Origin of the sequence: Novosphingobium sp. (assembly GCF_041905565.1) — a bacterium.
Lineage (GTDB): Bacteria > Pseudomonadota > Alphaproteobacteria > Sphingomonadales > Sphingomonadaceae > Novosphingobium.
The window spans coordinates 1-26,415 of the sequence record NZ_JAYRKX010000013.1 but is presented as its reverse complement, the minus strand read 5'-3'; the positions used below and the strand labels follow the sequence as shown (position 1 = coordinate 26,415).

Genomic DNA, 26,415 nt, shown 5'->3' with positions numbered 1-26,415 from the left:
CGGAACATTTTCTAATGTCAATAGATAATCCGCGCTGGCGCCGATAGGGCCTTTCAAGCCGCTGTTTTATCGTGATTATTGGCAAGGCCGTGAATCAATGGTCGTTAGGCAAATGGGCTCGCACCGCGATCGCGCCAGCGCGGCTGACGGGGGCAAACGCAAACCGGGGGCCAGCGCGGCGCGCTGGCCCCCGGCTGTCCGGCGGGCTCCAGGATCAGGAAAATAGGGTCAGGCCCCCTTGGCCACACCTTCGAGGCGGCAGAATGGCGAACAGATCGGACGGAAATTCCCGCCGGGAAGGCTGGTTGCCTTTCTAAGGGAATTTCCGTTCGAGATGGAAGCCATTCTGCCGTCCCGCAGGGATTTGGCCAAAATGGCCTCTCGCAGCGTCAAGAAGTCTTGAAATATCGACATATTCCTGCGCCTTCTCTCCTCGCGACAGGCCATTTTGACTCAAACCTCGAAGGTGCGGCCAAGGGGGCCTGACCCTATAGCCGAGTCCGGACCATCAGCCGCACCTGCTGGCCGCCCAGCGTGTGCAGGCTCATCCCCGATGTGCCGTATTCGATGCTGATCGAGACCCCGCCCGTCAGGGCTTCGAGCCCGGCGGTCAGCGCCACGTTGTCCGCTTCGTTGCTGGCGCGAACCAGCTGGTACAGCGTGCCCGGGGTATCGCTGTAGGCGATCGCCTGGTCATAGCTGCCGTTGAAGCGGTGGCGGTATTCGGCGCGCAGCTTGGGCCGCAGGATGCCCCAGCTTTGCGCATAGTCGCGTTCCGCCCGCAGCCCCAGCACCGCAACCTCGCGCTTCTGCTGCGACTTGGCGAAAGTCAGCGCGAAGGGATTGGTCCCCACTTCGCTGAACCCGTCGAGGTTGATGTCGTAGTAATCGAACCGGGCGTAACCGGCGAGCAAGACTTCCCGCAGGCGGGTTTCGCCGGTCAGCGCCACCGACAGGAAGCCGACGTCACCCTTGCGCTTGCTGGCGAGGATGTTGCCGTTGACGGTGACATAGCGGCGGTTGTCGAGCTCGACCCACGAGTAGCCGCCCAGCGCATCGAGATAGAGCGAACCGACCGGGTTGAAGCTGGCATAGGCCAGGGCCGTGGTCGCATCGCCCTTGGCATGGGTGCCGTTGAGGCCAACCCGTTCGTCCGAGAAGCCGAGGCCGAAACCGGCGCCCAGGATCAGGCGGTCGGACAGCTTGGCATCTAGCCCCAGGGTGATCGCTTCGCTGTCGAACCGGTTCGAACCGTTGCGGTCGAAGTCGATCGCACCGGCCGCCCACAGCCGCAGGCCGTGGTCGCAGGTGGCCTTGTCCTTGGCGTCTTCAGCCTTGGTGCCGGCATTCACCGCGCCGCCATTGGCCGCGTTCGGATCGCCCACCGACTGGCCCGGCAGGCGCCGACCAGTGGTGTCCTGGGTGACGCGCAGCTGGTTGTCGATGCTGCAATCGAAGGCCGAGTGCAGGCTTTCCATGTGCCGCATGACATTGTTGACCTGACCTTCGGCAAAGCGGTTGGCCTGGCCGAACTGGGCGTCGATCAGGCCGATCACTTCCCGGTCCTTCGACGGGTCGGGACGGGCCGAGATCGCCAGGGTGTAGACCCGGTTGCCGTAGTTGCCGAGCGAATCGACCGCACCGATGGTGACCACGAAGGCCCCCGTCACGCGCGGCGTCCCGCTGATCACGCCACTCGCGGTGTTGAGCGACAAGCCGGTGGGCAGCGCCCCGCCCAGCACCGCGTAGGTGTAGGGCGCGACCCCGCCGCTGGCAACGACCGTGACCGAATAGGGCACGTTCACCATGCCCCCAGGCAGGGTCGGCGGATTGATCGCCAGCACCGCACCCGGATCGATATGCAGGGTATAGGCGCGCAGCCCGGTGTTACCGGCCGAATCGGTGGCCGTGACAGTCAGGTTGAAATCCCCGGTCGCATTGGGCGAACCCGACATGATCCCGCCGCTGGTCATGGTCAGCCCGGCCGGCAGCGCCCCCGCGGTGATTGCGAAGGTATAGCCGGTGCCGGTGCCGCCCACGGCAGTGACGGTGGCGCTGTAGGGGGTGTGCCAGTAACCGAACGGCAGCTCGGTGGGCAGCACGGTCAGCACCTGGCCGGCATTGATCGCCACCGTATAGGCGCGGGTGCCGGTGTCGCCATCGACGTCGGTGGCGGTCACGGTGAAGCCGTAGGTGCCAACCGAAGTCGGCGTGCCCGAGAGCACCCCGGCGGCGCTGAAGGTCAGCCCCGGGGGAACCGTGCCGGCCGTCACAGCATAGGCATAGGGCGCCGCGCCGCCCGAGGCCGTGACGGTCTGCGGGGCATAGGGCGTGCCGTTGGTGCCATCGGGCAGGGTGGCCGGATCGATCGTCAGCGTGTGGCCGACGATCTTGACCACATAGGCCTGGGTCGCGGTGTGAGCGCCCGAATCCTGCACCTGGACGGTGAAGGAGAAGGTGCCGCGCGCACTGGGCGTGCCCGCCAGCACGCCGGTATCGGCCGCCAGCGTCAGGCCGGTGGGCAGCGCGCCCGCGGCCACGGTGAACTGATAGCCCGTACCAGTCCCGCCGGTGGCCGAAATGGTCTGCGAATAGGCCGTCAGGATCGTGCCGTCAGGCAGGGTGGGCGGGCTGATCACGATGGCGCCGATCGGCTGGATCACCAGCGTATAATCGCGGGTGCCGGTGTTGCCGGCGGAATCGGTGGCCTTGACGGTGAAGGTATAGGTGCCGGGCGTGGTCGGCGTGCCGGCCAGCGCGCCCGAGGCGGCCAGCGTGATCCCGGCCGGCAGGGTGCCGGTGGTCACCACGAAGCTGTAGCCCGTGCCCGTGCCGCCGCTGGCGGTGATGGTCTGGGCATAGGGCGAATCCTCGACCCCATTGGGCAGGACCGGCGGCGCGACAGTCAGCACCGCGCCCGGCTGGACCACCAGGGTATAGGCCCTGAAGCCCTTGTTACCGCCCGAATCCGTGGCCGTGACAGTGAAGCCATAGGTGCCCGCCGTGGTCGGCGTGCCGGTGAGCGCGCCCGAAGTGGCCAGCGTCAGGCCCGGAGGCGGGGCACCGGCGGTCACGGCAAAGGTATAGCCGGTGCCGGTGCCGCCCGTGGCGCTGATGTTCGCCGTATAGGGGGTGCCGTTGGTGGCTGGCGGCAGCGTGGGCGGATTGACCACGATGGGCGGCACGCCGATCGTGACGGTATAGGTCCGCACCCCGGTGTTGCCCGCCGAATCGGTCGCCAGGACGGTGAAGGTATAGGGGCCCGCCGTGGTCGGCGTGCCGCTCAGCGTGCCGCTCGCGCTCATCGAAACGCCGGCCGGCAGGCTGCCGCTGGCCAGGGTGAAGACGTAGCCGCTACCGGTACCGCCAACCGCGCCGATCGTCGCGCCATAGGTGATCCCGACCGTCCCGGTGGTGGGGATGTCGCCCAGCGTGATCACGCAGTTGCCGTTGCCCCCGGTGGAGGTCATGTTCATCTGGAAGTGGGCCTGGCCCGTAAAGTCGGCGACTGCCCCGCCGGCGGCCGTGATGCGGACATCGAAATTGTGCGATCCGTTGGTGTGTTCGCAGCTCGCCCCGGTGACCAGCCCTGTTGGTGACAGGGTCAGCCCCAGTGGCAGCGCCCCTCCGGTCAGCTGGAAGGTGTATGGCCCCGCCGCCGTGCCGGTGCCGCTGGGCTGGATCTGGAAGCTGTAGGGCGACCCGTTCTGCCCATTGGGCAGGATCGTGGCCACGGTGATGCCGTTGATCGTGTGCTCGCCCGCGGCATGGGCCGCCGCAGACCAGGCAAACATCGACAGGAACAGGATCAGTACCTGGACCAGGGCACTCAAGCGCTTGCGGAACATCGCCGTCTCCAGAGGCTGTCTGGCGAGCCTGGCAACGGGGCAAACGGGGCAAACGGGGCTGCCCACGCCGGAACACGTCCGGCATGGCAAGCCGCGTCCATCCTCTCCCGAAGACAGGCGCACCTTACGGATTGACCTGATGCTGGGGATGCAGGGTTAACGCGGCAGCAACAATTTCGTGAATCTACGCAAGCACCGCCGGGCGGGCCGCTCCGGCCCGGCCTGGCTCCCCTGTAGTTCTACGAGGGCGGCCGGTGGGCCGGGGGTCAGCCCGCCGTGGGCTCGGGCCGGGCCAGCGCGCTGACCAGCAGCTTGTCGATCTTGCGCCCGTCCATATCGACCACTTCGAAGCGCCAATCCTGATCGGCGAAATACTCGCCTTCCTTGGGCAGGCGTTTCAGCACCGACAGGGCAAAGCCGGCGGCGGTGGCATAGTCGCGGTCGCCCGGCAGCTCGATCCCCAGGCGGTCGGCCAGCAGATCCGCCGGCATCGCGCCGGACACCAGCAGCGAACCGTCCTCGCGCTCGACCAGCATCGGCGAATCGCCCGCGTCCTGGTGGCTGGCGAAATTGCCGACGATCGCCGCCAGCAGGTCGGCCGGGGTGACCACCCCTTCGAGGTGGCCGTATTCATCATGGACCAGCGCCATCGACACGCCCGACTGCTGCAGGATGCGCAGCGCGTCCATCGCGTCGAGCTGGTCGGGGATGATTTCGGCCTTCTTCATCAGCCGCCCGATCTGCAGCCGCTTGCCCGCCAGCAGCACCGCCAGCACTTCCTTGACCTTGACCACGCCGACGATGTTGTCCGGGCTGCCATCGGCCACCGGCAGCAGCGAATGCGGGCTGTCCTTGATCGCGGCGCGGACTTCGTCCTCGCTCGCCTTGCGGTCGATCGTGTCAAGCTCGGTGCGCGGGGTCATCAGCTCGCGCACCGGGCGGTCGGCCAGCCGCATGATCCCGGTCATGATCGCGCGCTCGTCCTCCTCGATCACGCCGGACCGGGTCGCCTCGGCGAAGACGACCTGCAATTCCTCGGCCGTGAGGGCGTGTTCGCCCTTGTGCCGCACTCCCATCAGCCGCAGCAGCAACGCGGAGGAGGTGTCGAGCAGCCAGACGAACGGCGCGGTGACCCGCGCGACCACGGCCATCGGCACGGCGGCGGTCACCGCGATTCCTTCGGCCGCGCGCAGGGCAACCTGCTTGGGCACCAGTTCGCCCACCACCAGGCTGGCATAAGTGGTGATCGCGATGACCACGGCAAAGCCGGCTTCGGGCGCCCAGTGCGGCGGCAGGCCCAGCGCTTCCAGCCGCTCACCCGTGGGGCCGCCCAGGCTGGCGCCGGAATAGGCGCCGGCGATGATGCCGACCAGGGTGATGCCGATTTGCACGGTCGAGAGGAACTTGCCCGGATCGGACGCCAGCTCCATCGCGGTGCGCGCGCCCTTGCTGCCGCGTTCAGCCAGCACTTTCAGCCGCGCCGGGCGCGCCGAAACGATCGCCAGTTCCGACATCGAGAACAGGCCATTGAGCAGGATCAGGCCTGCGATGATGATAACGTCGGTCCAGGGAAACGGGTTCACCCGGCGGGCGATAGCAGATTCCTGCGCCAAGGCGAAGGGGGCGCGGGCCGGAACGTGGCCAAGCTATTGACAGGACAAGCGGTCAAGATTCTGTTCAGGTTACCGGGCCCACAGCTTCCGGCAAGTGCTGTACTGGAAAGGGGATCGCATCATGGCTTTCAACAAATCGCGCTGGCTCGTCTCGGGCTTTGCCGCCGCTTCGCTGCTGACGGTGTCGGCCTGCGTGACCGACCCGAACACGGGTGAGAAGAAAGTGTCGCGCACCGCGATCGGCGGGGTTGGCGGGGCCGTGGTCGGCGGCCTGCTGGGCGGGCTGATCGGCGGCAAGACGGGCCGCATCGTCGGTGCCGGGATCGGCGGCGTGGCCGGCGGCGTGGTCGGCTACAAGATGGACCAGCAGATCAAGACGCTGAAGGAACAGACCGCCGGCAGCGGCGTGGACGTGTCCGAAACCGATGGCGGCAAGGCGATTCTGGTCAACCTGCCCGACGGCGTGACCTTCGACGTCGGCAGCGCCAGCCTCAAGCCCGAGTTCCGCGCCACGCTCGACAAGGTGGCGCAAAGCCTCAAGGACTATCCCGACAGCCTGGTCGACGTTTACGGCCACACCGATTCGACCGGATCGGACGCCTTCAACCAGACCCTGTCGGAAAGCCGCGCCCGCACGGTGATGAACTACCTGATCACCCAGGGCGTGCCCGCCGCGCGGCTGCGCAGCCAGGGCTTTGGCGAAACCATGCCGGTCGCGTCGAACGACACGCCCGATGGCCGCGCCAAGAACCGCCGCGTCGAAATCAAGATCGTGCCGGTCACGGTCGAGGAAGTGCAGGCCGCACGCTCCAACTGATCCCGCTCGCCGCCCCGGGCGCTTGTCCGGGGCGGCGGCGCTCAGCCTTCGGCGGACAGTTCGCGGGCGCGGTCCGCCAGCCGGTCGACCGCCGCCTGGTGGATGCCGGGCGACGAGACCAGCACGCCAAAGGCGCGCGGATCGCGCTTGTTGTAATTGAGCGGGCCGCCGAACACATCGGTCACCGCCGCCCCCGCCTCGCGCGCGATCAGCGCGGCGGCGCCGATGTCCCATTCATAGCCCCAGCGCAAAGTCGCCACCAGGTCGGCCTCGTCGGCGGCGACCATCGCCATGCGCAGCGCGATCGAATTGGGCCGGGCGACCGGCACCAGGTCGGCATCGCCGTGGGGCACCGCCTCGGCCGGAACGCGCGCGCCGGGCAGCACGGTGCGCCGGCTGGCCACCAGCCGCACGCCGTTGCGCCAGCTGCCCCGCCCGGCCTCGCCCTGCCAGAATTCCTCGCGCGCGGGGGCCGCCAGCATGCCGAGCAAGGGCCGCCCGCTGCTGACCAGCGCGACCGACACTGCCCAGCCCGCCCGGCCGCGGATGAAATCGCGCGTCCCGTCGATCGGGTCGACCAGCCAGATCAGCCCGCCTTCCAGCCGTTCGGGCGCATCGACCGTTTCTTCCGACAGCCAGCCCGCCGCCGGCAGCAGCAGCCCCAGCTCGCGCTTCAAAAAGCCGTCAACCTCCAGATCGGCCGCGCTCACCGGGTTGCCCGGGTCCTTTTCCCAGGTGTGCAGCGCATGGCCATGACCCGGCCAGCGCGACAGGGCGATTCGCCCCGCCTCGCGGACGATCGCTTCCAGGCGGTCCCGGTCAATCAAGGGAACCGTTCAGGCCATTTTGCCGAATACCTGCGAACAGCTCGCAACTAGCGTTCATATTTCTATCCTAGGACCCCCATCGGGGCCTTTTCAAGCCTGTCACTCTATGCTTATGCGGCGGCGCACAAAGGCCTTGCGGCCGCTTTTCCCCTGCGGAGTCCTGAACAGATGAACATTCACGAATACCAGGCCAAGGAACTGCTGGCCAAGTTCGGCATCGCCATTCCCACGGGCATCCCCGCCCTGTCGGTCGAAGAAGCCGTCGCCGCTGCCAAGCAGCTGCCCGGGCCGCTCTATGTCGTGAAGAGCCAGATCCACGCCGGCGGGCGCGGCAAGGGCAAGTTCAAGGAACTCGGCCCCGATGCCAAGGGCGGCGTCCGCCTGGCCAAGAGCATCGAGGAAGTGGAAAGCCACGCCAAGGAAATGCTCGGCAACACGCTGGTGACGATCCAGACCGGCGACGCCGGCAAGCAGGTCAACCGCCTGTACATCACCGACGGGGTGGACATCGGCAAGGAATACTACCTGTCGATGCTGGTCGATCGCGCCACCGGCCGCGTCGCCATGATCGCGTCGACCGAAGGCGGGATGAGCATCGAGGACGTTGCCCACGAAACCCCGGAAAAGATCACCACCATCACCATCGACCCGGCCGAAGGCTTCATGCCGCACCACGGCCGCGCGCTGGCCTTCGGCCTGAAGCTGAAGGGTGACCTGAACAAGCAGGCGCAGGTGCTGGGCAAGCAGCTGTACGACGCCTTCATGGCGCTCGACTGCGCGATGATCGAAATCAACCCGCTGGCCGAATCGGACGGCAAGCTGCTGGTGCTCGACACCAAGATGAGCTTCGATTCGAACGCGCTGTACCGCCACCCCGACGTGATGGAACTGCGCGACGAGACCGAGGAAGACCCGGCCGAAATCGAAGCCAGCAAGTACGACCTCGCCTACATCAAGCTCGATGGCAACATCGGCTGCATGGTCAACGGCGCGGGCCTGGCCATGGCGACGATGGACATCATCAAGCTGAACGGCGAATTCCCGGCCAACTTCCTTGACGTGGGCGGCGGCGCCTCGAAGGAAAAGGTCACTGCCGCGTTCAAGATCATCCTCAAGGATCCGGCGGTGAAGGGCATTCTCGTCAACATCTTCGGCGGGATCATGAAGTGCGACATCATCGCCGACGGCATCGTTGCCGCGGCGAAGGAAGTGAACCTGTCGGTGCCGCTGGTGGTCCGTCTCGAAGGGACCAACGTCGAACAGGGCAAGCAGATCCTCGAAGGGTCGGGCCTGCCGATCGTTTCGGCCAGCGACCTGGGCGATGCCGCCCAGAAGATCGTGGCGGAAGTGCGCAAGGTCGCCTGATCGACCTGGCCCCGACAAGGGCCACTGCAAAAGGCCGGTTCCGCCAGGCGCGGGACCGGCCTTTTTGCTGCCCGGCTGGCGGCGGCGACGGCCAATTCGTAAGCACTGCTGACCATCGCGGGCACAAATCGGACCTGCCTCAAGGGACATGGCCCGATTCACCCCTTGACCCCATGTGAATGCGCGGCAATGGCGGGTCGCGTCACAGCTTTAATCGAACGCCTAATCGCTGGTTGACGTTTACGTAAACGACAACTATGCGGCGGTGCAGCATCAAGAGGAAAGGCTTGCAAGCATGAAAGCCCTGGTCTGCGTGAAGCGCGTGATCGACTATAACGTCAAGCCGCGGGTCAAGTCCGACGGCACCGGCGTCGATCTCGCCAATGTCAAGATGAGCATGAACCCCTTCGACGAAATCGCCGTCGAAGAAGCGATCCGCCTCAAGGAAAAGGGCGTGGTCACCGAAATCGTCGCGGTTTCGGTCGGGCCGGCCAAGGCCCAGGAAACGCTGCGCACCGCGCTGGCGATGGGTGCGGACCGCGCCGTGCTGGTCCAGGTCGACGATGGCGTCGAAGTGGAACCGCTGGCCGTGGCCAAGATCGTCAAGGGCATCGCCGATGAGGAAGCCCCGGGCCTGATCATCACCGGCAAGCAGGCGATCGACGACGACAGCAACCAGGTTGGCCAGATGGTCGCCGCGCTGCTCGGCCGTCCGCAGGGCACTTTCGCCAACGAACTCGCCGTCGAAGGCGATGCGGTGGTCGTGAAGCGCGAAATCGACGGCGGTCTGGAAACGGTCAAGCTGGCGCTGCCGGCGGTGATCACCACCGACCTGCGCCTGAACGAACCGCGCTATGCCTCGCTGCCGAACATCATGAAGGCCAAGAGCAAGCCGCTCGCCACCAAGGCCCCGGCTGACTACGGCGTCGATATCGCGCCACGCCTCAAGACCCTCAAGGTCAGCGAACCGCCGGTGCGCAGCGCCGGGATCAAGGTGGCCGACGTGGACGCCCTCGTCGCCAAGCTCAAGGAAATGGGAGTCGCGTAATGGCTAAGACGCTCGTTTGGGTCGAACACGACAACGCCTCGGTCAAGGACGCCACCCTGTCGGCCGTGACCGCCGCCAGCCAGCTGGGCGAAGTGCACCTGCTGGTCGCTGGCCACAACTGCGGCGCCGCCGCCGCTGCCGCCGCGCAGATCGCCGGGGTGGGCACGGTCCACGTCGCCGATGACGCCGCCTATGCCAACGCGCTGGCCGAAAACGTCGCGCCGCTGGTGGCCGGCCTGATGGCGACGCACGACGCTTTCGTCGCGCCCGCCACCACCACCGGCAAGAACGTTGCGCCGCGCGTCGCCGCGCTGCTCGACGTGATGCAGATCTCGGACATCCTGTCGGTTGAAGGCCCCCAGACCTTCACCCGCCCGATCTATGCCGGCAACGCCATCGCCACCGTCGAATCGAGCGATGCCAAGCTGGTGATCACCGTGCGCGGCACCGCCTTTGCCAAGGCGGACGCGACCGGCGGTTCGGGCAGCATCGAAGCGGTTGCCGCCGGGGCGGATTCGGGCCTGTCGACTTTCGTCGGCTCGGAAATCGCCAAGAGCGAACGTCCGGAACTGACCAGCGCGAAGATCATCGTTTCGGGTGGCCGCGCGCTCAAGGACGCGGAAACCTTCACCGCCACCATCTTCCCGCTCGCCGACAAGCTCGGCGCGGGCGTGGGCGCCAGCCGCGCGGCGGTTGACGCGGGCTACGTCCCCAACGATTTCCAGGTCGGCCAGACCGGCAAGATCGTTGCGCCGGAAGTCTACATCGCGGTCGGCATCTCGGGCGCGATCCAGCACCTGGCGGGGATGAAGGATTCCAAGACCATCATCGCCATCAACAAGGACGAAGACGCGCCGATCTTCCAGGTTGCCGACATCGGCCTGGTTGCGGACCTGTTCAGCGCCGTGCCGGAACTGACCGGCAAGCTCTGAGCCCAGGCGCTTCGCCAGACGGAAAGGCCCTGCTTCGGCGGGGCCTTTTCTGTTTGGGCTACCAGCGGTTGTGGACCCGTTCGGCAAAGCCGGTCAGCCCGGCGAACTCCAGCACGGTGCCATCATCGCAGGTGGCCTTGCCCGAAAAGTGGCCGAAGACCTGATGCTGGCTGGTGCGGAACAGGCCAAGGTCCACGGTATCATGCCTGTCCACGATCGGATCAAAGCGCATTACCAAGCGCCGGTCACTGCTGGTGAAGTGCCACGGCGCGGCGTCGAGCGGGCCTTCGGGCAGATGCCAGGTGACCTGGTCCAGCTTGTGCGCGCGGCCATCCACGAACAGCATGTTCTCGCTCGCCGCCGAAGTATCGCCAAACCCGCAGCCGATGTTGAACCCAAACCGCCGCCCCTGGTGCAGCCCGCTGGCCGAAGCCCAGAACCAGGTGTTGTCATAGGTCCAGACCCCGCGTCCCCAGTCGAGCACGGCAAAGGCGCTGGCGGGATCGAACACGATCTGCTGATCCCCCAGCGTGACCGTGCCGGCGGCAGGCAGGCAGTTCAGCTTCTGGTTGTAATAGAATGCGCGCGGCGCATCGGGGAACGGGGTGGCAATCACCATCCGGTCGTCGTCGGGCTGGCGCAGCACCACCTCGCCCGACAGGCCCCGGCCCCGGTCGAATCCCGGCGCGCTAAAGGTCAGGCGGCGCTCGCCCGGACGCTGCTCGAAAGCGATCCGCACCTCGCCCTGCCGCTGGTCGATGCTGCCGCTGTCCGCGCTGGCGGGCAGGCGCATCCGGCCAAACGGAAACGGCCTGACCGCGCCGTGGTTGATCGCCGTGCCTTGTTCCAGATCGATCCACGACAGCCCGAGGAATCCCAGATAGCCGTTGTCGGCCACGGTCAGGGCCAGGGCGTGGGCATCGGTCTGGATGCAGTAGTAATCCCATTCCTTGATCCGCCAGCCGCTGGCACGGATCATAGCGCGATCATACTGGCGCACTTCGGCTGTGGAATAGCCGGGGTCGATCAGGCGTCCGGTGCTGTCCAGCAGCGGCCCCGGCTGCATCCGGTGTTGCATGGTGATTCCCCTCCCCGCCCCGGTCAGGGCAGCCGTTCGTACAGCACCAGCGCCGGGCCGGTTTCACCCTGGTGCCGGCCATAGCGCACGAAGCCCAGCTTGCCCGCCAAGGCATCGGATGCTGCGTGGCCTTCCTCGATCATGCAGGCGATCCGCTGGCGACCGTGGGCGGCGTCGAACCAGGCGAGCGCGGCTTCCATCACTTCGCGCGCCACGCCCAGGCCCCAGTGGTCCTTGTGGACGATCCAGCCAGCCTCGGCGACATCGTCCAGCCCCTGGCCAAAGCCGCGATGGCTGCGGAACACGCCGCAGTTGGCAATGATCCGGTCAGCCCCCCGCGGCCGAACCATGAAAGTGCCATAGCCGTGCAGCGCCCAGGACCCGGCGTTGCGGTGCAGGCGGTTGAAAGCGTCCATCTCGCTCGGCACGAACGAGCCGAGGAACCGGCGCGTCTCATCGTCCAGCGTCAGGGCATAGAGATCGGGCAGGTCGCGCAGCGCCGGTTGCCACAGCTCGAACCGCGCGGTGGAGAGCAGCGGCGCGGTCACAGCAGCACATCCACCGCGTGGATCGCAACCCCGGCCAGCCCGCCAACCAGCGTGCCGTTGATGCGGATGAACTGCAGGTCGCGGCCGACCGCGCCCTCGATCCGGTCGGTCACGGTCTGCGCGTCCCAGCGCTTCACCGTTTCCGACACCAACCGGACGATCTGGTCGCCATAGCGGCTGGCGATGCCGACGACAGTACGGCGGGTGTAGCGGTTGATCTGGCGCTGCAAGGCGGGATCATCGCGCAGGTGACGGCCGAGTTCCGTCAGCGCTTCGGCAATCTGGCCGCCGCTTTCGCCCGCCGGGCGGCGCAGCCGCGCCAGCATGCCGGTGCGCAGCCGTTCCCACACCCCCTGCCACCAGCGCGACACAGCCGGGTTGGTCATCAGCTCGCTTTTCAGCCGCTCTACCCGCTCGCGCAGCTCCGCATCGTGCTGCAGGTCATCGGCCAGCTTGGCCAGCCCTTCCTCGACCTTGCCGCGCAGCGGATGCGCGGGATCGACGATTACTTCGGCGAGCAGCTTGTACAGCCCGTCGAGCACCGAATTGGCCAGCGTTTCATCCAGCCCGGTCCAGCGCAGCACGGCATTGGCGCGGCGGTGGATCAGCTCGCGGATCAGTTCCTCGTTGTCTTCCAGCGTCAGTCCGGTCCAGCGGACCAGCGATTCGATCACCGGCATGTGGCGCTTGTCGGCAATCGCCGCGGCCAGCATCTGGCCGATCAGCGGCGACACTTCCAGCCGGTCGATCTGGCGAAACAGCCCGCCGCGCACCTGCGTGCCGAGCCGTTCGGGATCGAGCGATTCGAGCACCTGGGCGAGCAATTCGGCTGCCCCGTCGCGCAGCCGGGTGCTGCCGCCGCGCGTGGGATCGGCCAGCCAGTCGCCCGCCGCGCCGGCCAGGTTCATCCCCGCCAGCCGCCGTGCGACCACTTGCGGGGTGAGGAAATTGTCGCGCAGGAACACCGCCATCGTATCGGCGATGCGGTCCTTGTTTTCCGGGATGATCGCGGTGTGCGGGATCGGCAGGCCAAGCGGGCGGCGGAACAGCGCCGTCACCGCGAACCAATCGGCCATGCCGCCGACCATGCCGGCTTCGGCAAAGGCCAGCAGCCACGGCCACAGCGGATGGCTGTGCTGGAAAGTGCGCGCCAGCAGGAACAGCGCGGCCATGGCCACCAGCAGCGCCGTTGCCGTGCGGCGCATGCGCAGGGCGCGGTCCGGCGGGGCCGCCGGGGCGGGGGCGCTCCGGCTCACTCGGCCGGGAAGCCCTCTGCCGCGGCGGCGGCCTGGCGTTCGCGGCGCGCCTCTGCCGGGTCATAGCTGAGGAACATGCGGCGCAGCTTGGGCCCCAGCCGCTTTTCCACCCCGTCGGCCAGGCTGAAGCCCGCGGGCACGATCAGCAGGGTCAGCGCGGTCGACAGGATCAGCCCGCCGATCACCACCGTGCCCATCGGCGCGCGCCAGGCCCCGTCGCCGGTCAGCGAGACGGCGGTCGGCACCATGCCCGCGGTCATCGCCACCGTGGTCATGATGATCGGCTGGGCGCGCTTGTGCCCGGCTTCGACGATCGCTTCGAACTTGTCCGCGCCGCGGCTCATTTCCTCGATCGCGAAGTCGATCAGCAGGATCGAGTTCTTGGCAACGATCCCGAACAGCATCAGGATGCCGATGAACACCGGCAGCGAAATCGGCTGGCCGATCAGGAAGATCGCGATCAGCCCGCCCAGCGGCGCCAGGAACAGCGAGGCCATGTTGACCAGCGGCGACACCAGCCGGTGATACAGCAGCACCAGCACCGCGAAGACCAGCAGGATGCCCGAGACGACCGCGATGGTGAAGCTGGTGATCAGCTCTTCCAGGAACTTGGTCTGCCCGGCGGCCTCGTTCGACACGCCATTGGGCAGGTTCTTCATCAAGGGCATTTCCTTGACCTTGGCCATCGCCTCGCCCTGGTAGACCCCGGGGGCGAGGTCAGCCGAGATGTAAGTGCGGCGCTGCTGGTTGTAGCGCTGGATGCTGACCGGGCCGGAACCCATCGAGATTTCGGCGACGCTGGCCAGCGGCACCGATCCGCCGCTGGCGGTGGGCACCGGCAGGTTCTGGATGGTCGACAGGTCGCGCCGCGAGCTTTCCGCCAGCCGCACCCGGATCGGCACCTGGCGGTCCGACAGCGAGAACTTGGCGGCGTTCTGGTCGATTTCGCCGATCGTGGCGATGCGGATCGCCTGGCTGAGCGCGGCGGTGGACACGCCCAGGCTGGCGGCCAGGTCCAGCCGCGGGGTGATCACCACTTCGGGGCGGCGCATGTCGGCGCTGACGCGGGGCGCGACCAGATCCGGCATCTTGCGCATTTCCTCGGCCAGCTGGTTGGCGGTGGTTTCCAGCACTTCCGGATTGCTGCCGGTCAGCATCACCACCACCGGGCGGTTCGGCCCGTTCGACGGCGGCCCGCCGCCCTGTTCGACAAAGCTGATCCGCGCATCGGGGATCTGCAGCAGCTTGGGGGTCAGCCGGCGTTCGATCTCCTGGCTCGTGCTGTCGCGATCCTTGCGATAGGTGATGAACAGGCTGGCCTGCCCTTCGCGGATGCTTTCCGGGGCAAGGTAGACATCGGGATCCTGGAACAGGATCTCGGTCACCTTGTCGGCCACGGCCTCGGTCTGGGCCAGGGTCGTGCCGGGGACCATTTCGATCGAGATTTCGCCGAAATCGCTGTTGATCTGCGGGAAGAACTGCTTCGGCGTGGTCACCAGAAGCACGCCGGTCAGCATCAGCGCGAACAGGCCCACGCCCAGCATCCACACCCGGTGATCGCGGAAATAGGTCATGATCCAGCGGGTCCGCGCGGTCAGCGGATGATTGTCCCAGCCGCGCAGCTTGCCCCAGATCATCCCGACCACGAAAGTCAGCAGCATGATCGCGATGTAGGCGCCGATCCAGGTCAGGAAGGCCATGCCCAGCGACACGTCGGGCGCCGGGGTGCCATCAGGGCGGGCCTGGAGCCGCGGGGCGACCTGGCTGGCGATCGCGGCGAGGAGGCCCAGGCCCAGCGCCGGCAGGTGGAACGCGAGCCGCGAATGGACATGGGCCAGCCGCGCCCGGTCCGCTTCGGCCGCGCTCTTGTCGAGCGACCAGCGCAGCACGTTCAGGTAGCGGTCCATCCACGGGCCGCTGCCGTGTTCCTCCTGCCCGTGGGCTTTCAGGAAATAGGCCGCGACCATTGGCGTGATCATGCGCGCCACGGCCAGGCTGAGCAGCACCGAGATGACCACGGTGAAGCCGAAGTTCTTGAAGAACTGGCCCGGAATGCCCGGCATGAAGCCCACCGGCAGGAACACCGCCGCGATCGAGAAGGTGGTGGCGACCACCGCCAGCCCGATTTCGTCAGCCGCGTCGATCGACGCCTGGTAGGCGCTTTTGCCCATGCGCATGTGCCGCACGATATTCTCGATCTCGACGATCGCGTCATCGACCAGCACGCCGGCCACCAGGCTGAGCGCGAGCAGCGACATCTGGTTGAGCGTGAAGCCCAGCCAGGTGCTGAGGAACCAGAAGGTCGGGATCGCCGACAGCGGGATGGCGATGGCCGAGATGACCGTGGCGCGCCAGTCGCGCAGGAAGAAGAACACCACCACGACCGCCAGGATCGCCCCTTCGACCATGGCCGAAATCGAGCTTTCGTACTGCTGCTTGGTATATTCGACCGAAGTGAACAGCGTGGTCACCTTGACCCCTGGGTTCTCCTTCTCGATCTTGGCGATTTCCTTGGTCGCATCGTCGAACACCGACACGTCGGAGGCGCCGCGCGCGCGCGCGATCGAGAAGGTCACCACCGGCTTGCCGGCGTTCTTGGAAATCGCGCTGATTTCCTTGTAGCCGTCCTTGACCTCGGCAATGTCGCTCAGCTTGATGAACCGCCCCGCGCCCAGCGAGATTTCCGCCTGCGACAGGGTATAGGCATCGGCCGCGTTGCCCAGCACGCGGACCGACTGGCGCGAACCGCCGATTTCGGCCTTGCCGCCCGCCGCGTTGAGGTTGAGCCCGCGCAGCGCCAGGTTGACCTGGCTGGCGGTGACCCCCAGCGACTGCATCCGCGCCGGATCGAGCGTGACCATGATTTCACGGTCCACCCCGCCGCCGCGCTTGACCGCGGCCATGCCCGGGATCGCCTGGAGCCGCTTGGACACCGTATCATCGGTGAACCACGACAGCTGCTCCATGGTCATGTCATCGGCCGCGATCGCGTAATAGGCGATCGGGAAGGACGAGCCCTGGACCTTGAACACCTGCGGTTCGAGAATCCCGTCGGGCATGTCGCCGCGGGCCTGGTCGACCGCGTTCTTGACCTCGTTCACCGCCTCGTTGACGTCGACGCCGATCTGGAACTGGATGCCGGTGGCGCTCATCCCTTCGGACGCGGTCGAGCCGATCGATTCGATCCCGTTGATCGTCCGCACCGCGGCTTCGACCTTCTGGGTGATCTGCTTTTCGATTTCGGTCGGCGCGGCGCCGGGCTGCGAGATGATGACCCGCACGACCGGAAATTCGATGTCCGGATCGTTCTGGATCTGCATGCGCGAGAAGCTGACCACGCCGGCCAGGATCAGGCCGGCGAACAGCACGATCGGGACGATCGGGTTGCGGATGCACCAGGCCGAGATGTTGCGGAAATTCATGTCGGTTCAGCTCCGCTCGCCCGGCAGGGTCACTTGCTCACCAATTGCGGCTTGATTTCCTGGCCCGGGGCCAGGAAGGCCCCCGAACGCGCGACAATCCGCTCGCTGCCGGTCAGGCCGGCGACCACTGCGGTGCCGTTGCCGGTGATCAGCCCGGTCTTCACGTCGCGCCGCTCCACCTTGTTGCCCTTGCCCACGACATAGACGTAGCTGCCCTTGGCGTCCGACAGGATCGCGCTATCGGGCAGCATCGGGGCGACCACGGTGCCCGCCTTGATCACGGCATTGGCAAAGCCGCCCGGGCGCAGTTCCGGGGCATAGGCCAGCGCGATCCGCGCGGTGCCCTGGCGGGTGGCGGGATCGACCACCGGCGACACCTGCCAGACCTCGCCGGTGAAGCTGGTCGTCGCGCCGACCGGAGTGACCGCGGCGCTGACGCCCTGGCTGATCTTGGCCAGGTCCACTTCGCCCAGCAGCGCCTTCATTTCCATTTCGCCGCCCTTGGCCAGGCGGAACAGCACGCCCGAGCCGCCGCTGACGACCTGGCCCGGTTCGACCTTGCGTTCGAGCACCAGCCCGGCGGCGGGGGCGATCACGTTGAGCCGGCGGGTCTGCGCCTGGAGCACGCCCAGCTGCGCCCCGGCGACCTGGACCTGCGCGGCGGCGGCATCGCGCGAGGCGCGCAGGCGATCGACATCGGCCTGCGAGACGAAGCCCTTGTCGACCAGCTTGAGCGCACGGTCGAAATTGGCCTGGGCCAGCGCGGCATTGGCGCGGGCGACCTGGATCTGCGCGGCCTGGCTGGCCTGCTGCTGGGCCTGGACCGAACGGTCGATCACCGCCAGCACCTGGCCCGCGCCGACCCACTGGCCGGGTTCGACCAGCACCGAGACCACCTGACCGCCTTCGCCCGGCACGCCGACCGGCAATTCGCGCCGCGCGGCGAGCGAGCCGCTGGCGTTGATTTCACCCTGGATCGTCGCGCTGCCGGGCGAGATCACGCTGACCAGCGGGACCTGCGCCTTGGCATCGGCGGCGCCATCGCCCGCGCCGCGATGGCTGAGCCAGTAGATCGCGACCAGCGCCACCAGCACAACCGCGGCGATGATCCACAGCCGCTTGCGCGAGGCCTGATCCTCCTCGTCCGGTTCGAGCAGGGGATTGACCACGTCCGTCGCGGTGCCATCGCCTTCGGCCTGGGTTTCGATCCGCGAGTCATAATTCATTGCCGGCATCGCCTCTGTCTTGCTCCGTCCGGGCCGCCCGCCAGACAAGGCGGAGCGCAAGCGCGGGCAGAGCTGTATTACTATGCTATATCACCAACCGCAAGCCCCGGGCTTCCGGCATGGTTCCGCATTTGATCCCGCCGAATAGGCGCGCGTGAGTGCAGGCGCAACGCAAAGCTCGGCAAAGTGCTGATGCGCTTCGGCAAACGCCGCGTCACTGTGTCCCTTCGGGCACAGCGGGCCGGGCATCCGCGCGCAAGGCTAGCGCAGGCGCCCGCGCTGGATCAGGTTGGCCGCGGCCAGCAGCAGCACCGCGCCGGCCAGGCCGGCAAGCAGGACCCGCCAGTCGAACGGATCGCCATCGAGCCGGACGCCGCCGGGCACCAGGCCCAGCGCAGCGCGGCCCAGCGCCGAACCCAGGCAGCCGACCACCACATTGGCCATGACGCCCATCGCGGCATCGCGGTTCATCACCAGGCTGGCCAGCCAGCCGATGATCCCCCCGCTGATCGCGGCCAGCAACAGATCGAACATGCCCTTGCGCCTCCCGGCCACGAATCAACAGCGCCCAGCCTATCCGGGCCGGGCGCTGCTGGAAACCGGGACTTGCGCCCCGGTGTGGTTCAACAGGCGTGGATCAGTACTTGAGCTGGCGCTCGTACAGATCGCGGTAGTGCTGGATCCGCGTCACGCGCAGGCCCTGCATGCCCGACCGGTCGACCGCGCGCTGCCAGCTGGCGAATTCCTCCAGCGTCAGGCCATAGCGTTCGCACACCTCGTCGATCGTCAGCAGGCCGCCATTGACCGCCGCGACCACTTCGGCCTTGCGCCGCACGACCCAGCGGGTGGTGTTGGGCGACGGAAGCGAATCGATCGTCAGCGGCTCGCCAAGCGGGCCGATTACCATCGCGGGTCGGATCTTCTGGTTCTCGATCATGTTTATCCTCGACCGCCGGCAACGGGTTGACCGGCGCTGCCGCATCCAATGCCCGCGGGGATTTTTCCATCTGCTGAACTCATAGGGTTAATGCCGTGTGAGGCATAATCCCCGGATTGACCCGCGACCCTGGCCCAATCCGCGAAGGAGCCCGAAAGCAGCACGCCCGCCGCACCCCCGTCCCGCAGCGCGCGCCGCGCGGCATGGGCCGCGGCGAGTCGCGCATGCAGGCCGGCCCAGTCGAACTGGTCGGCAACGCACGCGCTGCCGCCACTTCCAAGCCGGTCCCGCAGGCTGGCAATAAGCTGGCTTCCGATCTCCATGAGCAGGCTTGTAGACCCAGCTTGGTCAAGATCAGGTAAAGCGGCGATTTACCTTGTGTTGAGATTGCCTAATGAATTGCCCCGCCCGCCCCCCGGGGTGTAAGGGGGCGCCGCCATGCCCCAGAATCCCGCCATTTCCCCTGCTGCAGAGCTGTTCCAGCTGGCCGAGCCGCTGGCCGGCAAGCGCATCGTCGTCGCCATGTCGGGCGGAGTCGACAGCTCGGTCGTGGCCGCGCTGGCCGCGCGCAGCGGCGCCGAAGTGATCGGGGTGACGCTGCAACTTTACGATTACGGCGCCGCCACGGGCCGCAAGGGCGCGTGCTGCGCGGGCGACGACATCCGCGATGCCCGCGCCGTGGCCGACCGGCTGGGAATCGCCCATTACGTGTTCGATCACGAAAGCGCCTTCCGCGAGGAAGTGGTCGAGCGCTTCGCCGACGATTACCTTAACGGCCGCACGCCCATTCCCTGCATCCGCTGCAACATGGGGCCGAAATTCACCGACCTGATGACCATGGCGCGCGAGCTGGGGGCGGACTGCCTGGCGACCGGGCATTACGTGCGCCGCGTGATCGGCCCGGCCGGGCCGGAACTGCACCGCGCCGCCGATCCGGCCCGCGACCAGTCCTATTTCCTTTACGCCACGACCGAGGCGCAGCTTGATTTCCTGCGCTTCCCGCTGGGCGGCCTGCCAAAAAGCGAAGTGCGCCGGATTGCCGAGGCCGAAGGGCTGCGCGTCGCAGCCAAGCCCGACAGCCAGGACATCTGCTTCGTCCCCGATGGCGACTATGCCAAGGTGGTCCGCGCGGTCCGCCCGGAAGCGGAACTGGGGGGCGAGATTGTCCACGCTGAAACCGGCGCGGTGCTGGGCGCGCACAAGGGGATCATCCATTACACCGTCGGCCAGCGCCGTGGGCTGGAAATCGGCGGCCAGGCCGAACCGCTCTACGTCACCGGGATCGACGCCGCGCAGCACCGCGTGCTGGTTGGCCCGCGCCGCCTGCTGGCGGTGGGCGCGGCGCGGATCGGCGAGACCAACCGCATCGGCCCGCTGCCCGGCGGCCCGCTGCTGGCCAAGGTGCGTTCGCTGGCCAAGCCCGTCCCGGTCACGCTGGAAGGCGAACTGGGCGAAGGCCGTAGCGTGACGATCCGCTTCGCCGCGCCCGAATACGGCGTTGCGCCGGGCCAGGCGGCGGTGCTCTATAGTGGGGACCGCGTGGTTGGCGGCGGCTGGATCGAGGCAACCGAACCGGCGGTTCTGGCCGACTAGCAGCCCTGCGCGATCAGGCAGCGGCCACCGATCTCCACCGCATCAAGGCTCGCGGCCTGGCCGCACTGCCCCGGCAGGATCGTTTCACCCGCGATTCGCACCGCGCCGTCCAGCGGGATCGCCAGGACCGGGCCGTCGAACCGCGCGCGGGTGGCCGCATCGGGCGGGCCGTCCAGCCGGTCGAGCCGGAACAACGGGCCATCGACCAGTACCACATGACCGCTGCCGGGCACCTGCCGGTGCAGTGTCGGCGGATAGGGCTGGCAGCGCGCCACGGCCATGCCGGCTTCCAGATGCAGTTCGCGCGGGCGGCCGTAATCGTACAGGCGATAGGTGATGTCGCTGTTCTGCTGCACCTCGATCAGCGCCACGCCCGCGCCGATCGCGTGGACCGTGCCCGCCGGGATGGAAAAGAAATCGCCCGTCTGGACCGGATGCCAGGTCAGCAGCTTTTCGATGCTGCCATCGCGCGCGGCGGCCCGGAGTGCTTCGGCGGAATGCGCCCGGTCGAACCCGATCCCCAGCCGCGCGCCCGGCTCGGCATCCAGCACCAGCCAGCACTCCTCCTTGCCGCGCTGACCTGCCGGGGCCTGGTCATCCGCAGGGTGGACCTGAACCGACAGCGCCTCGCTGGTGAAGATGTATTTGACCAGCAACTGGTCAAGCAGCGGCTGCGGTTCGAACCAGACTTCGCCGATACGCTGCCCTGCCGGGATCACGAACGGCGCAGGCAGGCTGGTGCGCCCCCACGGCCGGTCGACCATCCGGATCGGCAGCAATGCGCTCACTGGTGGACGGCGCCGTGCAATTTGCCGACCTTCTGCGCCCCGTCGTGGGTGGTCACCAGCACATCGTTGCCGTCGATCACGATCACCACGTCGCTCAACCCGATCACCGACACGCGCGGCCCGTCGCTATCGACCAGCACGTTGCGGCAATCGACCAGTTCGACCGCGCCGCGCGGGCTGTTGCCATCGGCGTCGCGCTCCACCGCCGCGTGCAGTGCATCCCAGCTGCCGATGTCGGACCAGCCCATGTCGGCCGGGACCATCGCCTTGTGCGCGGTCGGCTCCATCACCGCATAGTCGACCGAGATCGACGGCGCCTGCGCAAATTCCTCCGCGCCGGGGAAGAACAGGTGCCCTTCGCTGTGCCCGGACGCCACGGCGGCGCGCGCGGCGGCCAGGATCGCGGGCGCATGAGCCTCAAGCTCGCGCAGGAAGGTACCGACCCCGAAGGCAAAGATCCCGCCATTCCACGCATAGTCGCCAGAGGCGATGAATTGCCGGGCCCGCTCCAGGTCGGGCTTTTCCACGAAGCGCGCGGTGCGGAAGCCGTCCGCGCCGATCGGCTCGCCCCGCTGGAGATAGCCGAACCCGGTTTCCGGGCTCTGCGCCTCGATCCCGATCGACACCAGCCAGCCCTGCGCGGCCAGGCCGGCCGCGGCCAGCGCGGCGCGGCGGAAGGCGGCGGGATCGGCAATGTGGTGATCGCTGGGGCAGACCAGCATCACGGCGTCTTGCGGCAGGCGCAGCGCCGCCAGCGCGATCGCGGCGGCGGTGTTGCGGGCCGATGGCTCGACGATCACCTGCGCGCCGGCGGGATCGTGCAGCTGCGCTTCGATATGGGCGACGTGGGCGGCGCCGGTGACCACCACGGGCGCGGCAAAACCCGACGCGGGGTCGCAGCGCGCCAGTGTCGCCTCGAACAGGGTGCTGTCGCCCACCAGCGGCAGGAACGGCTTGGGCTTGGTCGCACGGCTACGCGGCCACAGCCGCGTGCCGCTGCCGCCGCAAAGGATGACCGGGAAAATCTGCAAGTCGTTCATCGCCCTCAAATCCGACCCGGTCTCATGGTTAACCGACCCTCTCTTGGCCCCCCGTTAGCACAGGCGGATTAAGATTTGAAAATACTGCCCGCAGCCGCGCAAATTATTCGTGCCATGCCTCCAGCCGGCAACCCTCACCCTCGCGGTAGGTCGCGGTTTCGCGGGCCAGCAGCGGGAACCGGGCGGTCACGCTCTTGGCCTCGGCATCCTCGCTCAGCATGACCAGTTCCATCCCCGGCTCGAAATCCTTGCGGCAATCGCCCAGCGCCCGCCCTCCTTCGAAGCGGCACGAACAGGCGACCCGCGCACCGTAAGCCGCACCGATCCGGGCATAGCCGTGCAGCGGCGCCCAGAACCACGCCAGCAGCGCAGCGCCGACCAGGACGAGCGCCAGGACCAGTCGATTGATGCGCCGCCGGGGCGGGGTTGAAGCGGTCTGCTTTGCGGTTGCCATTGGCCAGCCTTTGGGCAAGTGATGCGCGCCATGCCGACACGCCGCCTGCCCCTTATCCTGCCCGCGCTGCTGCTGCCAGCCCTGATCGGCTGCGCCCGCCCGGCCGATGGCCCGCCCCCCCTTGCCCCCGAGGCGGTCAAGGCGGTGGTCAAGCAGCCCGGCGTGCCGCGCGAGGCGCTGGCCCGCGCGGTGGACGCGCTGTTCAGCCAGCCCGAAATGGCCGAAACCCGCGCCGTCGTGGTCCTGAAGGACGGGCGGATCGTGGCCGAACGCTACGCCCCCGGCTATCACGAGAACACCCGCTTCGTCTCCTGGTCGATGGCCAAGACGATCACCGGGGTGATGATCGGCCAGCTGGTCAGCGACGGGCGGCTGCGGCTGGATGAAAGCGCGCCGATCCCGGCCTGGCAGCGCCCCGGCGATCCGCGCGGCGAGATTACCCTGCGCCAGTTGCTGCAGATGCGCTCCGGCCTGCAACATGTCGAGGCGGAAGGCCCGCCCTACCTGACCGACACCGCGCGGATGCTGTTCCTCGACGGGCGCGATGCCATGGCCGCCTATGCCGAGGCGCAGCCGCTCGAGGCCGAACCGGGCAAGAAGTGGGAATATTCGAGCGCGACCACGGTGATCCTGGCGGACCTCGCCGCCCGCGCGCTGAGCGCGACCAACGATCCCGCCGAACGCCGCCGCCTGGTGGGCGATTACCTGCGCACCCGGCTGTTCGAACCGCTGGGGATGAAAAGCATGGTCCCCGAATATGACGCGGCCGGCACGCTGATCGGCGGCAGCCTGATCCACGGCACCGCGCGCGACTGGGCCCGCTTCGGCGAATTCCTGCGCAACAAGGGCGCGGTGCGCGGCGCGCAGCTGGTGCCATCGGGCTGGATCGAGTTCATGACCACGCCCAGCCCGCGCAACCCCGGCTACGGCGCGCAGATCTGGCTCAACCGCCCGCAGGCCGGTGACGGTTCGGTGCAGTGGCCACGCCTGCCGGCCAGCGCCTTTTCGATGAACGGCCATCTGGGGCAATATGTGCTGGTCGTCCCCGGCACGGGGCTGACCGTGGTCCGCCTGGGCAAGACCGATGATGGCCAGCACGAACCGGTCCGTGCCGCCATCGCCCGGATCGCGCAACTCTACGCGGGGAAGTAGGGAGTTTTTCCAGCTGACGCCGGTCCAACAATCCGGCTTTGCGCCAGCGGGAAAATCGGTCGTAGTTGGTTGTCGAGAGACTATTGCGATCAGGCGGGGGAAGCGATGTCAGGTGCAATTCGACAATTTTTCGCGATAGCGGCGGCGATTGGCTCAATATCCACCGCTTCAATCTGCCATGCTGACACTGGCACCGGCCCTTACCCGCGCAAGGCTGATGTGCTGGAAGCCACAAATGCGCCTGCGCTGGATACGATTGGCGATGACGTCGTTCGCTTCAGCTCGACGCCAGCGCTTGGCGGCCGGGGCGTCATAATCGAGATTCATCGACGAGATGCTGAGTGGGCAACTGGGACAATGACGCTCCTGATGGGACATCCATCGCATCGTTGGGTGACCACCGCGACGCTAGCCATCGAAATGACGACGCCCCGATTTGAAGCGCTGTCTCGCCAAATCGACGCTCAACTCCGACGCAAACAACCCCAGCTCGAAGATACGAAGGGGGAACTTGTCGTCTGCACTGACGGGCCCGGCTATGTCACCGAACGGCTCGGCGGTGAAGGCAGTCAATGGTCGAGCGGTTTTTGCGGCGACCACCCCAACAATCGCATCGCCGAACTGATCGCGCCCATTGCTCACGGGGCACTCGAGCGGTGGTTACCCGACTTTATGCGGCAGAGTTCAATACCGCACTAGCCGCGCTCCACTATGAGTTTGCGGTCTCACCCGCCTTGTCCGGATCGATCCCGGCCAGCAGGTCCTTGCTCGACAGGTCGGTCGGATCAACATGGCCTTCCGGATCGGGATGGATCAGGATCTCGATCCCCGGAAACTCCGCCATCAGCTTCATCTCGATGTCGTCCATCACGTCATGCGCGGCGCGCACCGTCATCTGCGGGTCGACCGCAACGTGGAACTGGACGAAATCGCGGTTGCCAGACGTGCGGGTGCGCAGGTCGTGCAGCCCGCGCAGTTCGGGGTGGCGGGCGACCACTTCCAGAAAGCGGTCGCGCTTTTCGGCGGGCCATTCGTGGTCCATCAGCTGCTCGATCGCTTCCTGCGATGCGCCCCAGGCGCCCCAGCCCAGCCACAGCGCGATCGCCAGGCCAAACACCGAATCCGCCCCGCGGATCCCGGCGTACTGGTCCAGCGCCAGCGCCGCGATTACTGCCAGGTTGAGGAACAGGTCCGACTTGTAGTGGACGTTGTCGGTGCTGATCGCCAGGCTGCCGGTGCGGCGGATCACATAGCGCTGCCACAGCAGCAACAGGATCGTCGCGGCCATGGCAATGCCGGACACGATGATCCCGCCTTCCGCGCCTTCGGGGCGCGCCCCGGCGAACCACTGCTGTACCGCGCGCAGCGCCAGGCTGAGCGCCGAAATCGAGATCAGCACCACCTGGAACATCGCCGCCAGCGCCTCGGCCTTGCCGTGGCCGAAACGGTGGTTCTGATCGTCGGGCTGGGCTGCCACCCAGACCCCGGCCAGCGTCGCGATCGAGGCGACGAGGTCGAGCACAGTATCGGCCAGGCTGCCCAGCATCGCGGTCGAACCGGTCGACAGCGCGGCCCAGGCCTTGAGCCCGACCAGCAGCAGCGCCACCGCGATCGAGGCAATGGCCGCACTGCGGTTAAGGGCGTTGGCGTCCGTCATGGGAACAGCAGCGTGCTCGCCCAGCCGCCTTCGGCCAGCCGGGTGAACCGGCGGCGTTCGTGCAGGCGGAAGGGGCGGTCCATCCAGAATTCGAACGCGCTGGGAGTCAGGCAGAAGCCGGTCCAGTGCGGTGGGCGCGGCACCTGCCCGACCAGGTGGCGCGCCGTCGTCTTCGCAATCCGGGCCAGGAACGTGGCGCGCGAATCGAGCGGGGCGGACTGGTCGCTGGCATGGGCACCCAGCTGCGAATCGCGGCTGCGGCTGGCGAAATAGGCATCGGCCATCGCATCGGGCACCGGGGCGATGGTTCCTTCGATGCGGATCTGGCGGCGCAGCGACTTCCAGTGAAACAGCATCGCCGCCTGCGGGTTGGCGAGCAATTCGCCGCCCTTGCGGCTGTGGCTGTTGGTATAGAACACAAAGCCGCCGTGCGGGCCCAGCAGGTCGGCCCCGTGATCCTTCATCAGCACCATCCGCACCGATGGCATGGCATCGGGCGTCGCCGTGGCAACGGCCACCGCCTCGGGATCGTTGGGCTCGTGCTTCTTCGCTTCGGCGAACCATTCGTCGAACAGCGCAAAGGGCGCGGCATCGGGGATGGCATTGGCGACCTGGGTTTCATCCATGCGCGCATCATAGCCGTGCTGCGCCTGCGAAGAAAGCGCGAGTGTCTCGCAATTCCCTTTCCGGCATATGCCGGTGCGGGAAGGATTCCTTGTTGGGTGCGCTGATCGCCTCCGCGATCAGCTTGGCCTGGCCGGCCCGCTCCCCCGGCCCAACCACCCACAGGGTACCTTAAACGGGTGGTTGGGCC

At 67.4% G+C, this 26,415-nt stretch carries 22 protein-coding genes; 7 read left to right on the top strand and 15 right to left on the bottom strand.

All coding sequences use genetic code 11. The features are described 5' to 3' along the window. Positions 1–488: 488 nt before the first annotated feature. Together ACE3N9_RS11400 and ACE3N9_RS11395 are read right to left on the bottom strand one after the other, a co-directional pair. The gene (locus ACE3N9_RS11400; RefSeq protein WP_374283847.1) at positions 489–3,848 is read right to left on the bottom strand and encodes a putative Ig domain-containing protein; all 3,360 of its coding nucleotides are present in this window, start codon (positions 3,846–3,848) and stop codon (positions 489–491) included. A gap of 266 nt (positions 3,849–4,114) precedes the next feature. Next, positions 4,115–5,431 (bottom strand): hemolysin family protein, encoded by a 1,317-nt coding sequence (locus ACE3N9_RS11395; protein ID WP_374283846.1) that lies wholly within the window; start codon positions 5,429–5,431, stop codon positions 4,115–4,117. Positions 5,432–5,582: 151 nt separating this feature from the next. Here ACE3N9_RS11395 and ACE3N9_RS11390 point away from each other — a divergent pair, with 151 nt between their 5' ends. Beyond that, positions 5,583–6,278: an OmpA family protein gene (locus tag ACE3N9_RS11390; RefSeq protein ID WP_374283845.1), complete on the top strand. Its 696-nt coding sequence runs from the start codon at positions 5,583–5,585 to the stop codon at positions 6,276–6,278. Between the two features lie 41 nt (positions 6,279–6,319). Here the strand turns inward: ACE3N9_RS11390 and ACE3N9_RS11385 are convergent, their stop codons facing one another. Further along, positions 6,320–7,105 (bottom strand): 3'(2'),5'-bisphosphate nucleotidase CysQ, encoded by a 786-nt coding sequence (locus ACE3N9_RS11385; RefSeq protein ID WP_374283844.1) that lies wholly within the window; start codon positions 7,103–7,105, stop codon positions 6,320–6,322. A gap of 168 nt (positions 7,106–7,273) precedes the next feature. On the opposite strand from ACE3N9_RS11385, the gene sucC reads away from it, so the two are divergent. The 3 genes from sucC (at position 7,274) to ACE3N9_RS11370 (ending at position 10,450) form a co-directional block, all read left to right on the top strand. After that, a complete protein-coding gene (gene sucC, locus ACE3N9_RS11380; RefSeq protein ID WP_374283843.1) occupies positions 7,274–8,470 on the top strand; it encodes an ADP-forming succinate--CoA ligase subunit beta in 1,197 nt (398 codons plus the stop codon). 295 nt (positions 8,471–8,765) lie between these two features. Then, positions 8,766–9,518 (top strand): electron transfer flavoprotein subunit beta/FixA family protein, encoded by a 753-nt coding sequence (locus ACE3N9_RS11375; RefSeq protein WP_374283842.1) that lies wholly within the window; start codon positions 8,766–8,768, stop codon positions 9,516–9,518. Continuing rightward, complete coding sequence (locus tag ACE3N9_RS11370; RefSeq protein WP_374283841.1) at positions 9,518–10,450, top strand: electron transfer flavoprotein subunit alpha/FixB family protein; 933 nt, start codon at positions 9,518–9,520, stop codon at positions 10,448–10,450. Before ACE3N9_RS11375 ends, ACE3N9_RS11370 begins: the two co-directional genes overlap by 1 nt. Before the next feature lie 58 nt (positions 10,451–10,508). Here ACE3N9_RS11370 and ACE3N9_RS11365 read toward each other — a convergent pair whose 3' ends face one another. The 7 genes from ACE3N9_RS11365 to ACE3N9_RS11335 all read right to left on the bottom strand — a co-directional run bounded on the left by ACE3N9_RS11365 (position 10,509) and on the right by ACE3N9_RS11335 (position 18,917). Next, the gene (locus ACE3N9_RS11365) at positions 10,509–11,528 is read right to left on the bottom strand and encodes a DUF2804 domain-containing protein (protein WP_374283840.1); all 1,020 of its coding nucleotides are present in this window, start codon (positions 11,526–11,528) and stop codon (positions 10,509–10,511) included. Between the two features lie 23 nt (positions 11,529–11,551). Then, entirely contained in the window at positions 11,552–12,076 is a 525-nt protein-coding gene (locus tag ACE3N9_RS11360; protein WP_374283839.1) for a GNAT family N-acetyltransferase, read from the bottom strand. Beyond that, entirely contained in the window at positions 12,073–13,281 is a 1,209-nt protein-coding gene (locus ACE3N9_RS11355) for a DUF445 domain-containing protein (RefSeq protein ID WP_374283939.1), read from the bottom strand. The genes ACE3N9_RS11360 and ACE3N9_RS11355 overlap by 4 nt, the downstream gene beginning before the upstream one ends. A gap of 47 nt (positions 13,282–13,328) precedes the next feature. Beyond that, positions 13,329–16,754, bottom strand: coding sequence for an efflux RND transporter permease subunit (locus tag ACE3N9_RS11350; RefSeq protein WP_374283838.1), 3,426 nt, complete (start codon positions 16,752–16,754; stop codon positions 13,329–13,331). Between the two features lie 29 nt (positions 16,755–16,783). Continuing rightward, positions 16,784–17,980: an efflux RND transporter periplasmic adaptor subunit gene (locus ACE3N9_RS11345; protein WP_374283837.1), complete on the bottom strand. Its 1,197-nt coding sequence runs from the start codon at positions 17,978–17,980 to the stop codon at positions 16,784–16,786. 261 nt (positions 17,981–18,241) lie between these two features. Next, the gene (locus ACE3N9_RS11340; protein ID WP_374283836.1) at positions 18,242–18,514 is read right to left on the bottom strand and encodes a GlsB/YeaQ/YmgE family stress response membrane protein; all 273 of its coding nucleotides are present in this window, start codon (positions 18,512–18,514) and stop codon (positions 18,242–18,244) included. A 103-nt stretch (positions 18,515–18,617) separates the two neighbouring features. Continuing rightward, entirely contained in the window at positions 18,618–18,917 is a 300-nt protein-coding gene (locus ACE3N9_RS11335) for a DUF1153 domain-containing protein (protein ID WP_374283835.1), read from the bottom strand. Between the two features lie 438 nt (positions 18,918–19,355). Between ACE3N9_RS11335 and mnmA the strand changes: the two genes are divergently transcribed. Next, a complete protein-coding gene (mnmA, locus tag ACE3N9_RS11330) occupies positions 19,356–20,510 on the top strand; it encodes a tRNA 2-thiouridine(34) synthase MnmA (RefSeq protein WP_374283834.1) in 1,155 nt (384 codons plus the stop codon). On the opposite strand, the gene ACE3N9_RS11325 is transcribed toward mnmA, so the two are convergent. The 3 genes from ACE3N9_RS11325 to ACE3N9_RS11315 form a co-directional block, all read right to left on the bottom strand. Further along, positions 20,507–21,298 (bottom strand): class I mannose-6-phosphate isomerase, encoded by a 792-nt coding sequence (locus ACE3N9_RS11325; RefSeq protein ID WP_374283833.1) that lies wholly within the window; start codon positions 21,296–21,298, stop codon positions 20,507–20,509. The genes mnmA and ACE3N9_RS11325 overlap by 4 nt on opposite strands. After that, positions 21,295–22,338 (bottom strand): mannose-1-phosphate guanylyltransferase, encoded by a 1,044-nt coding sequence (locus ACE3N9_RS11320; protein ID WP_374283832.1) that lies wholly within the window; start codon positions 22,336–22,338, stop codon positions 21,295–21,297. Before ACE3N9_RS11320 ends, ACE3N9_RS11325 begins: the two co-directional genes overlap by 4 nt. 103 nt (positions 22,339–22,441) lie before the next feature. Beyond that, positions 22,442–22,792, bottom strand: a complete 351-nt coding sequence (locus tag ACE3N9_RS11315; protein WP_374283831.1) for a hypothetical protein — start codon at positions 22,790–22,792, stop codon at positions 22,442–22,444. A 30-nt stretch (positions 22,793–22,822) separates the two neighbouring features. Here ACE3N9_RS11315 and ACE3N9_RS11310 point away from each other — a divergent pair, with 30 nt between their 5' ends. Then, positions 22,823–23,944 carry a serine hydrolase domain-containing protein gene (locus tag ACE3N9_RS11310; protein WP_374283830.1) on the top strand — a complete coding sequence of 374 codons (1,122 nt, stop codon included), beginning with the start codon at positions 22,823–22,825 and terminating at the stop codon, positions 23,942–23,944. Positions 23,945–24,049: 105 nt separating this feature from the next. Then, a complete protein-coding gene (locus tag ACE3N9_RS11305; RefSeq protein ID WP_374283829.1) occupies positions 24,050–24,643 on the top strand; it encodes a hypothetical protein in 594 nt (197 codons plus the stop codon). A 10-nt stretch (positions 24,644–24,653) separates the two neighbouring features. Here ACE3N9_RS11305 and ACE3N9_RS11300 read toward each other — a convergent pair whose 3' ends face one another. Continuing rightward, positions 24,654–25,601 (bottom strand): cation diffusion facilitator family transporter, encoded by a 948-nt coding sequence (locus ACE3N9_RS11300; protein ID WP_374283828.1) that lies wholly within the window; start codon positions 25,599–25,601, stop codon positions 24,654–24,656. Beyond that, complete coding sequence (gene pdxH, locus ACE3N9_RS11295; RefSeq protein ID WP_374283827.1) at positions 25,598–26,227, bottom strand: pyridoxamine 5'-phosphate oxidase; 630 nt, start codon at positions 26,225–26,227, stop codon at positions 25,598–25,600. Before pdxH ends, ACE3N9_RS11300 begins: the two co-directional genes overlap by 4 nt. Positions 26,228–26,415 lie beyond the last annotated feature (188 nt).

What these genes read in the sequence shown, in the direction of transcription:
- ACE3N9_RS11390 (WP_374283845.1), top strand. Translation starts at nt 5,583, where the DNA reads ATGGCTTTCAACAAATCGCGCTGGCTCGTCTCGGGCTTTGCCGCCGCT.
- ACE3N9_RS11305 (WP_374283829.1), top strand. Translation starts at nt 24,050, where the DNA reads ATGTCAGGTGCAATTCGACAATTTTTCGCGATAGCGGCGGCGATTGGC.
- ACE3N9_RS11335 (WP_374283835.1), bottom strand. Translation starts at nt 18,917, where the DNA reads ATGATCGAGAACCAGAAGATCCGACCCGCGATGGTAATCGGCCCGCTT.
- ACE3N9_RS11320 (WP_374283832.1), bottom strand. Translation starts at nt 22,338, where the DNA reads ATGAACGACTTGCAGATTTTCCCGGTCATCCTTTGCGGCGGCAGCGGC.
- ACE3N9_RS11315 (WP_374283831.1), bottom strand. Translation starts at nt 22,792, where the DNA reads ATGGCAACCGCAAAGCAGACCGCTTCAACCCCGCCCCGGCGGCGCATC.
- mnmA (WP_374283834.1), top strand. Translation starts at nt 19,356, where the DNA reads ATGCCCCAGAATCCCGCCATTTCCCCTGCTGCAGAGCTGTTCCAGCTG.
- ACE3N9_RS11300 (WP_374283828.1), bottom strand. Translation starts at nt 25,601, where the DNA reads ATGACGGACGCCAACGCCCTTAACCGCAGTGCGGCCATTGCCTCGATC.
- ACE3N9_RS11310 (WP_374283830.1), top strand. Translation starts at nt 22,823, where the DNA reads ATGCCGACACGCCGCCTGCCCCTTATCCTGCCCGCGCTGCTGCTGCCA.
- ACE3N9_RS11375 (WP_374283842.1), top strand. Translation starts at nt 8,766, where the DNA reads ATGAAAGCCCTGGTCTGCGTGAAGCGCGTGATCGACTATAACGTCAAG.
- ACE3N9_RS11340 (WP_374283836.1), bottom strand. Translation starts at nt 18,514, where the DNA reads ATGTTCGATCTGTTGCTGGCCGCGATCAGCGGGGGGATCATCGGCTGG.
- ACE3N9_RS11355 (WP_374283939.1), bottom strand. Translation starts at nt 13,281, where the DNA reads ATGCGCCGCACGGCAACGGCGCTGCTGGTGGCCATGGCCGCGCTGTTC.
- ACE3N9_RS11400 (WP_374283847.1), bottom strand. Translation starts at nt 3,848, where the DNA reads ATGTTCCGCAAGCGCTTGAGTGCCCTGGTCCAGGTACTGATCCTGTTC.
- pdxH (WP_374283827.1), bottom strand. Translation starts at nt 26,227, where the DNA reads ATGGATGAAACCCAGGTCGCCAATGCCATCCCCGATGCCGCGCCCTTT.
- ACE3N9_RS11365 (WP_374283840.1), bottom strand. Translation starts at nt 11,528, where the DNA reads ATGCAACACCGGATGCAGCCGGGGCCGCTGCTGGACAGCACCGGACGC.
- ACE3N9_RS11350 (WP_374283838.1), bottom strand. Translation starts at nt 16,754, where the DNA reads ATGAATTTCCGCAACATCTCGGCCTGGTGCATCCGCAACCCGATCGTC.
- ACE3N9_RS11345 (WP_374283837.1), bottom strand. Translation starts at nt 17,980, where the DNA reads ATGAATTATGACTCGCGGATCGAAACCCAGGCCGAAGGCGATGGCACC.
- ACE3N9_RS11370 (WP_374283841.1), top strand. Translation starts at nt 9,518, where the DNA reads ATGGCTAAGACGCTCGTTTGGGTCGAACACGACAACGCCTCGGTCAAG.
- sucC (WP_374283843.1), top strand. Translation starts at nt 7,274, where the DNA reads ATGAACATTCACGAATACCAGGCCAAGGAACTGCTGGCCAAGTTCGGC.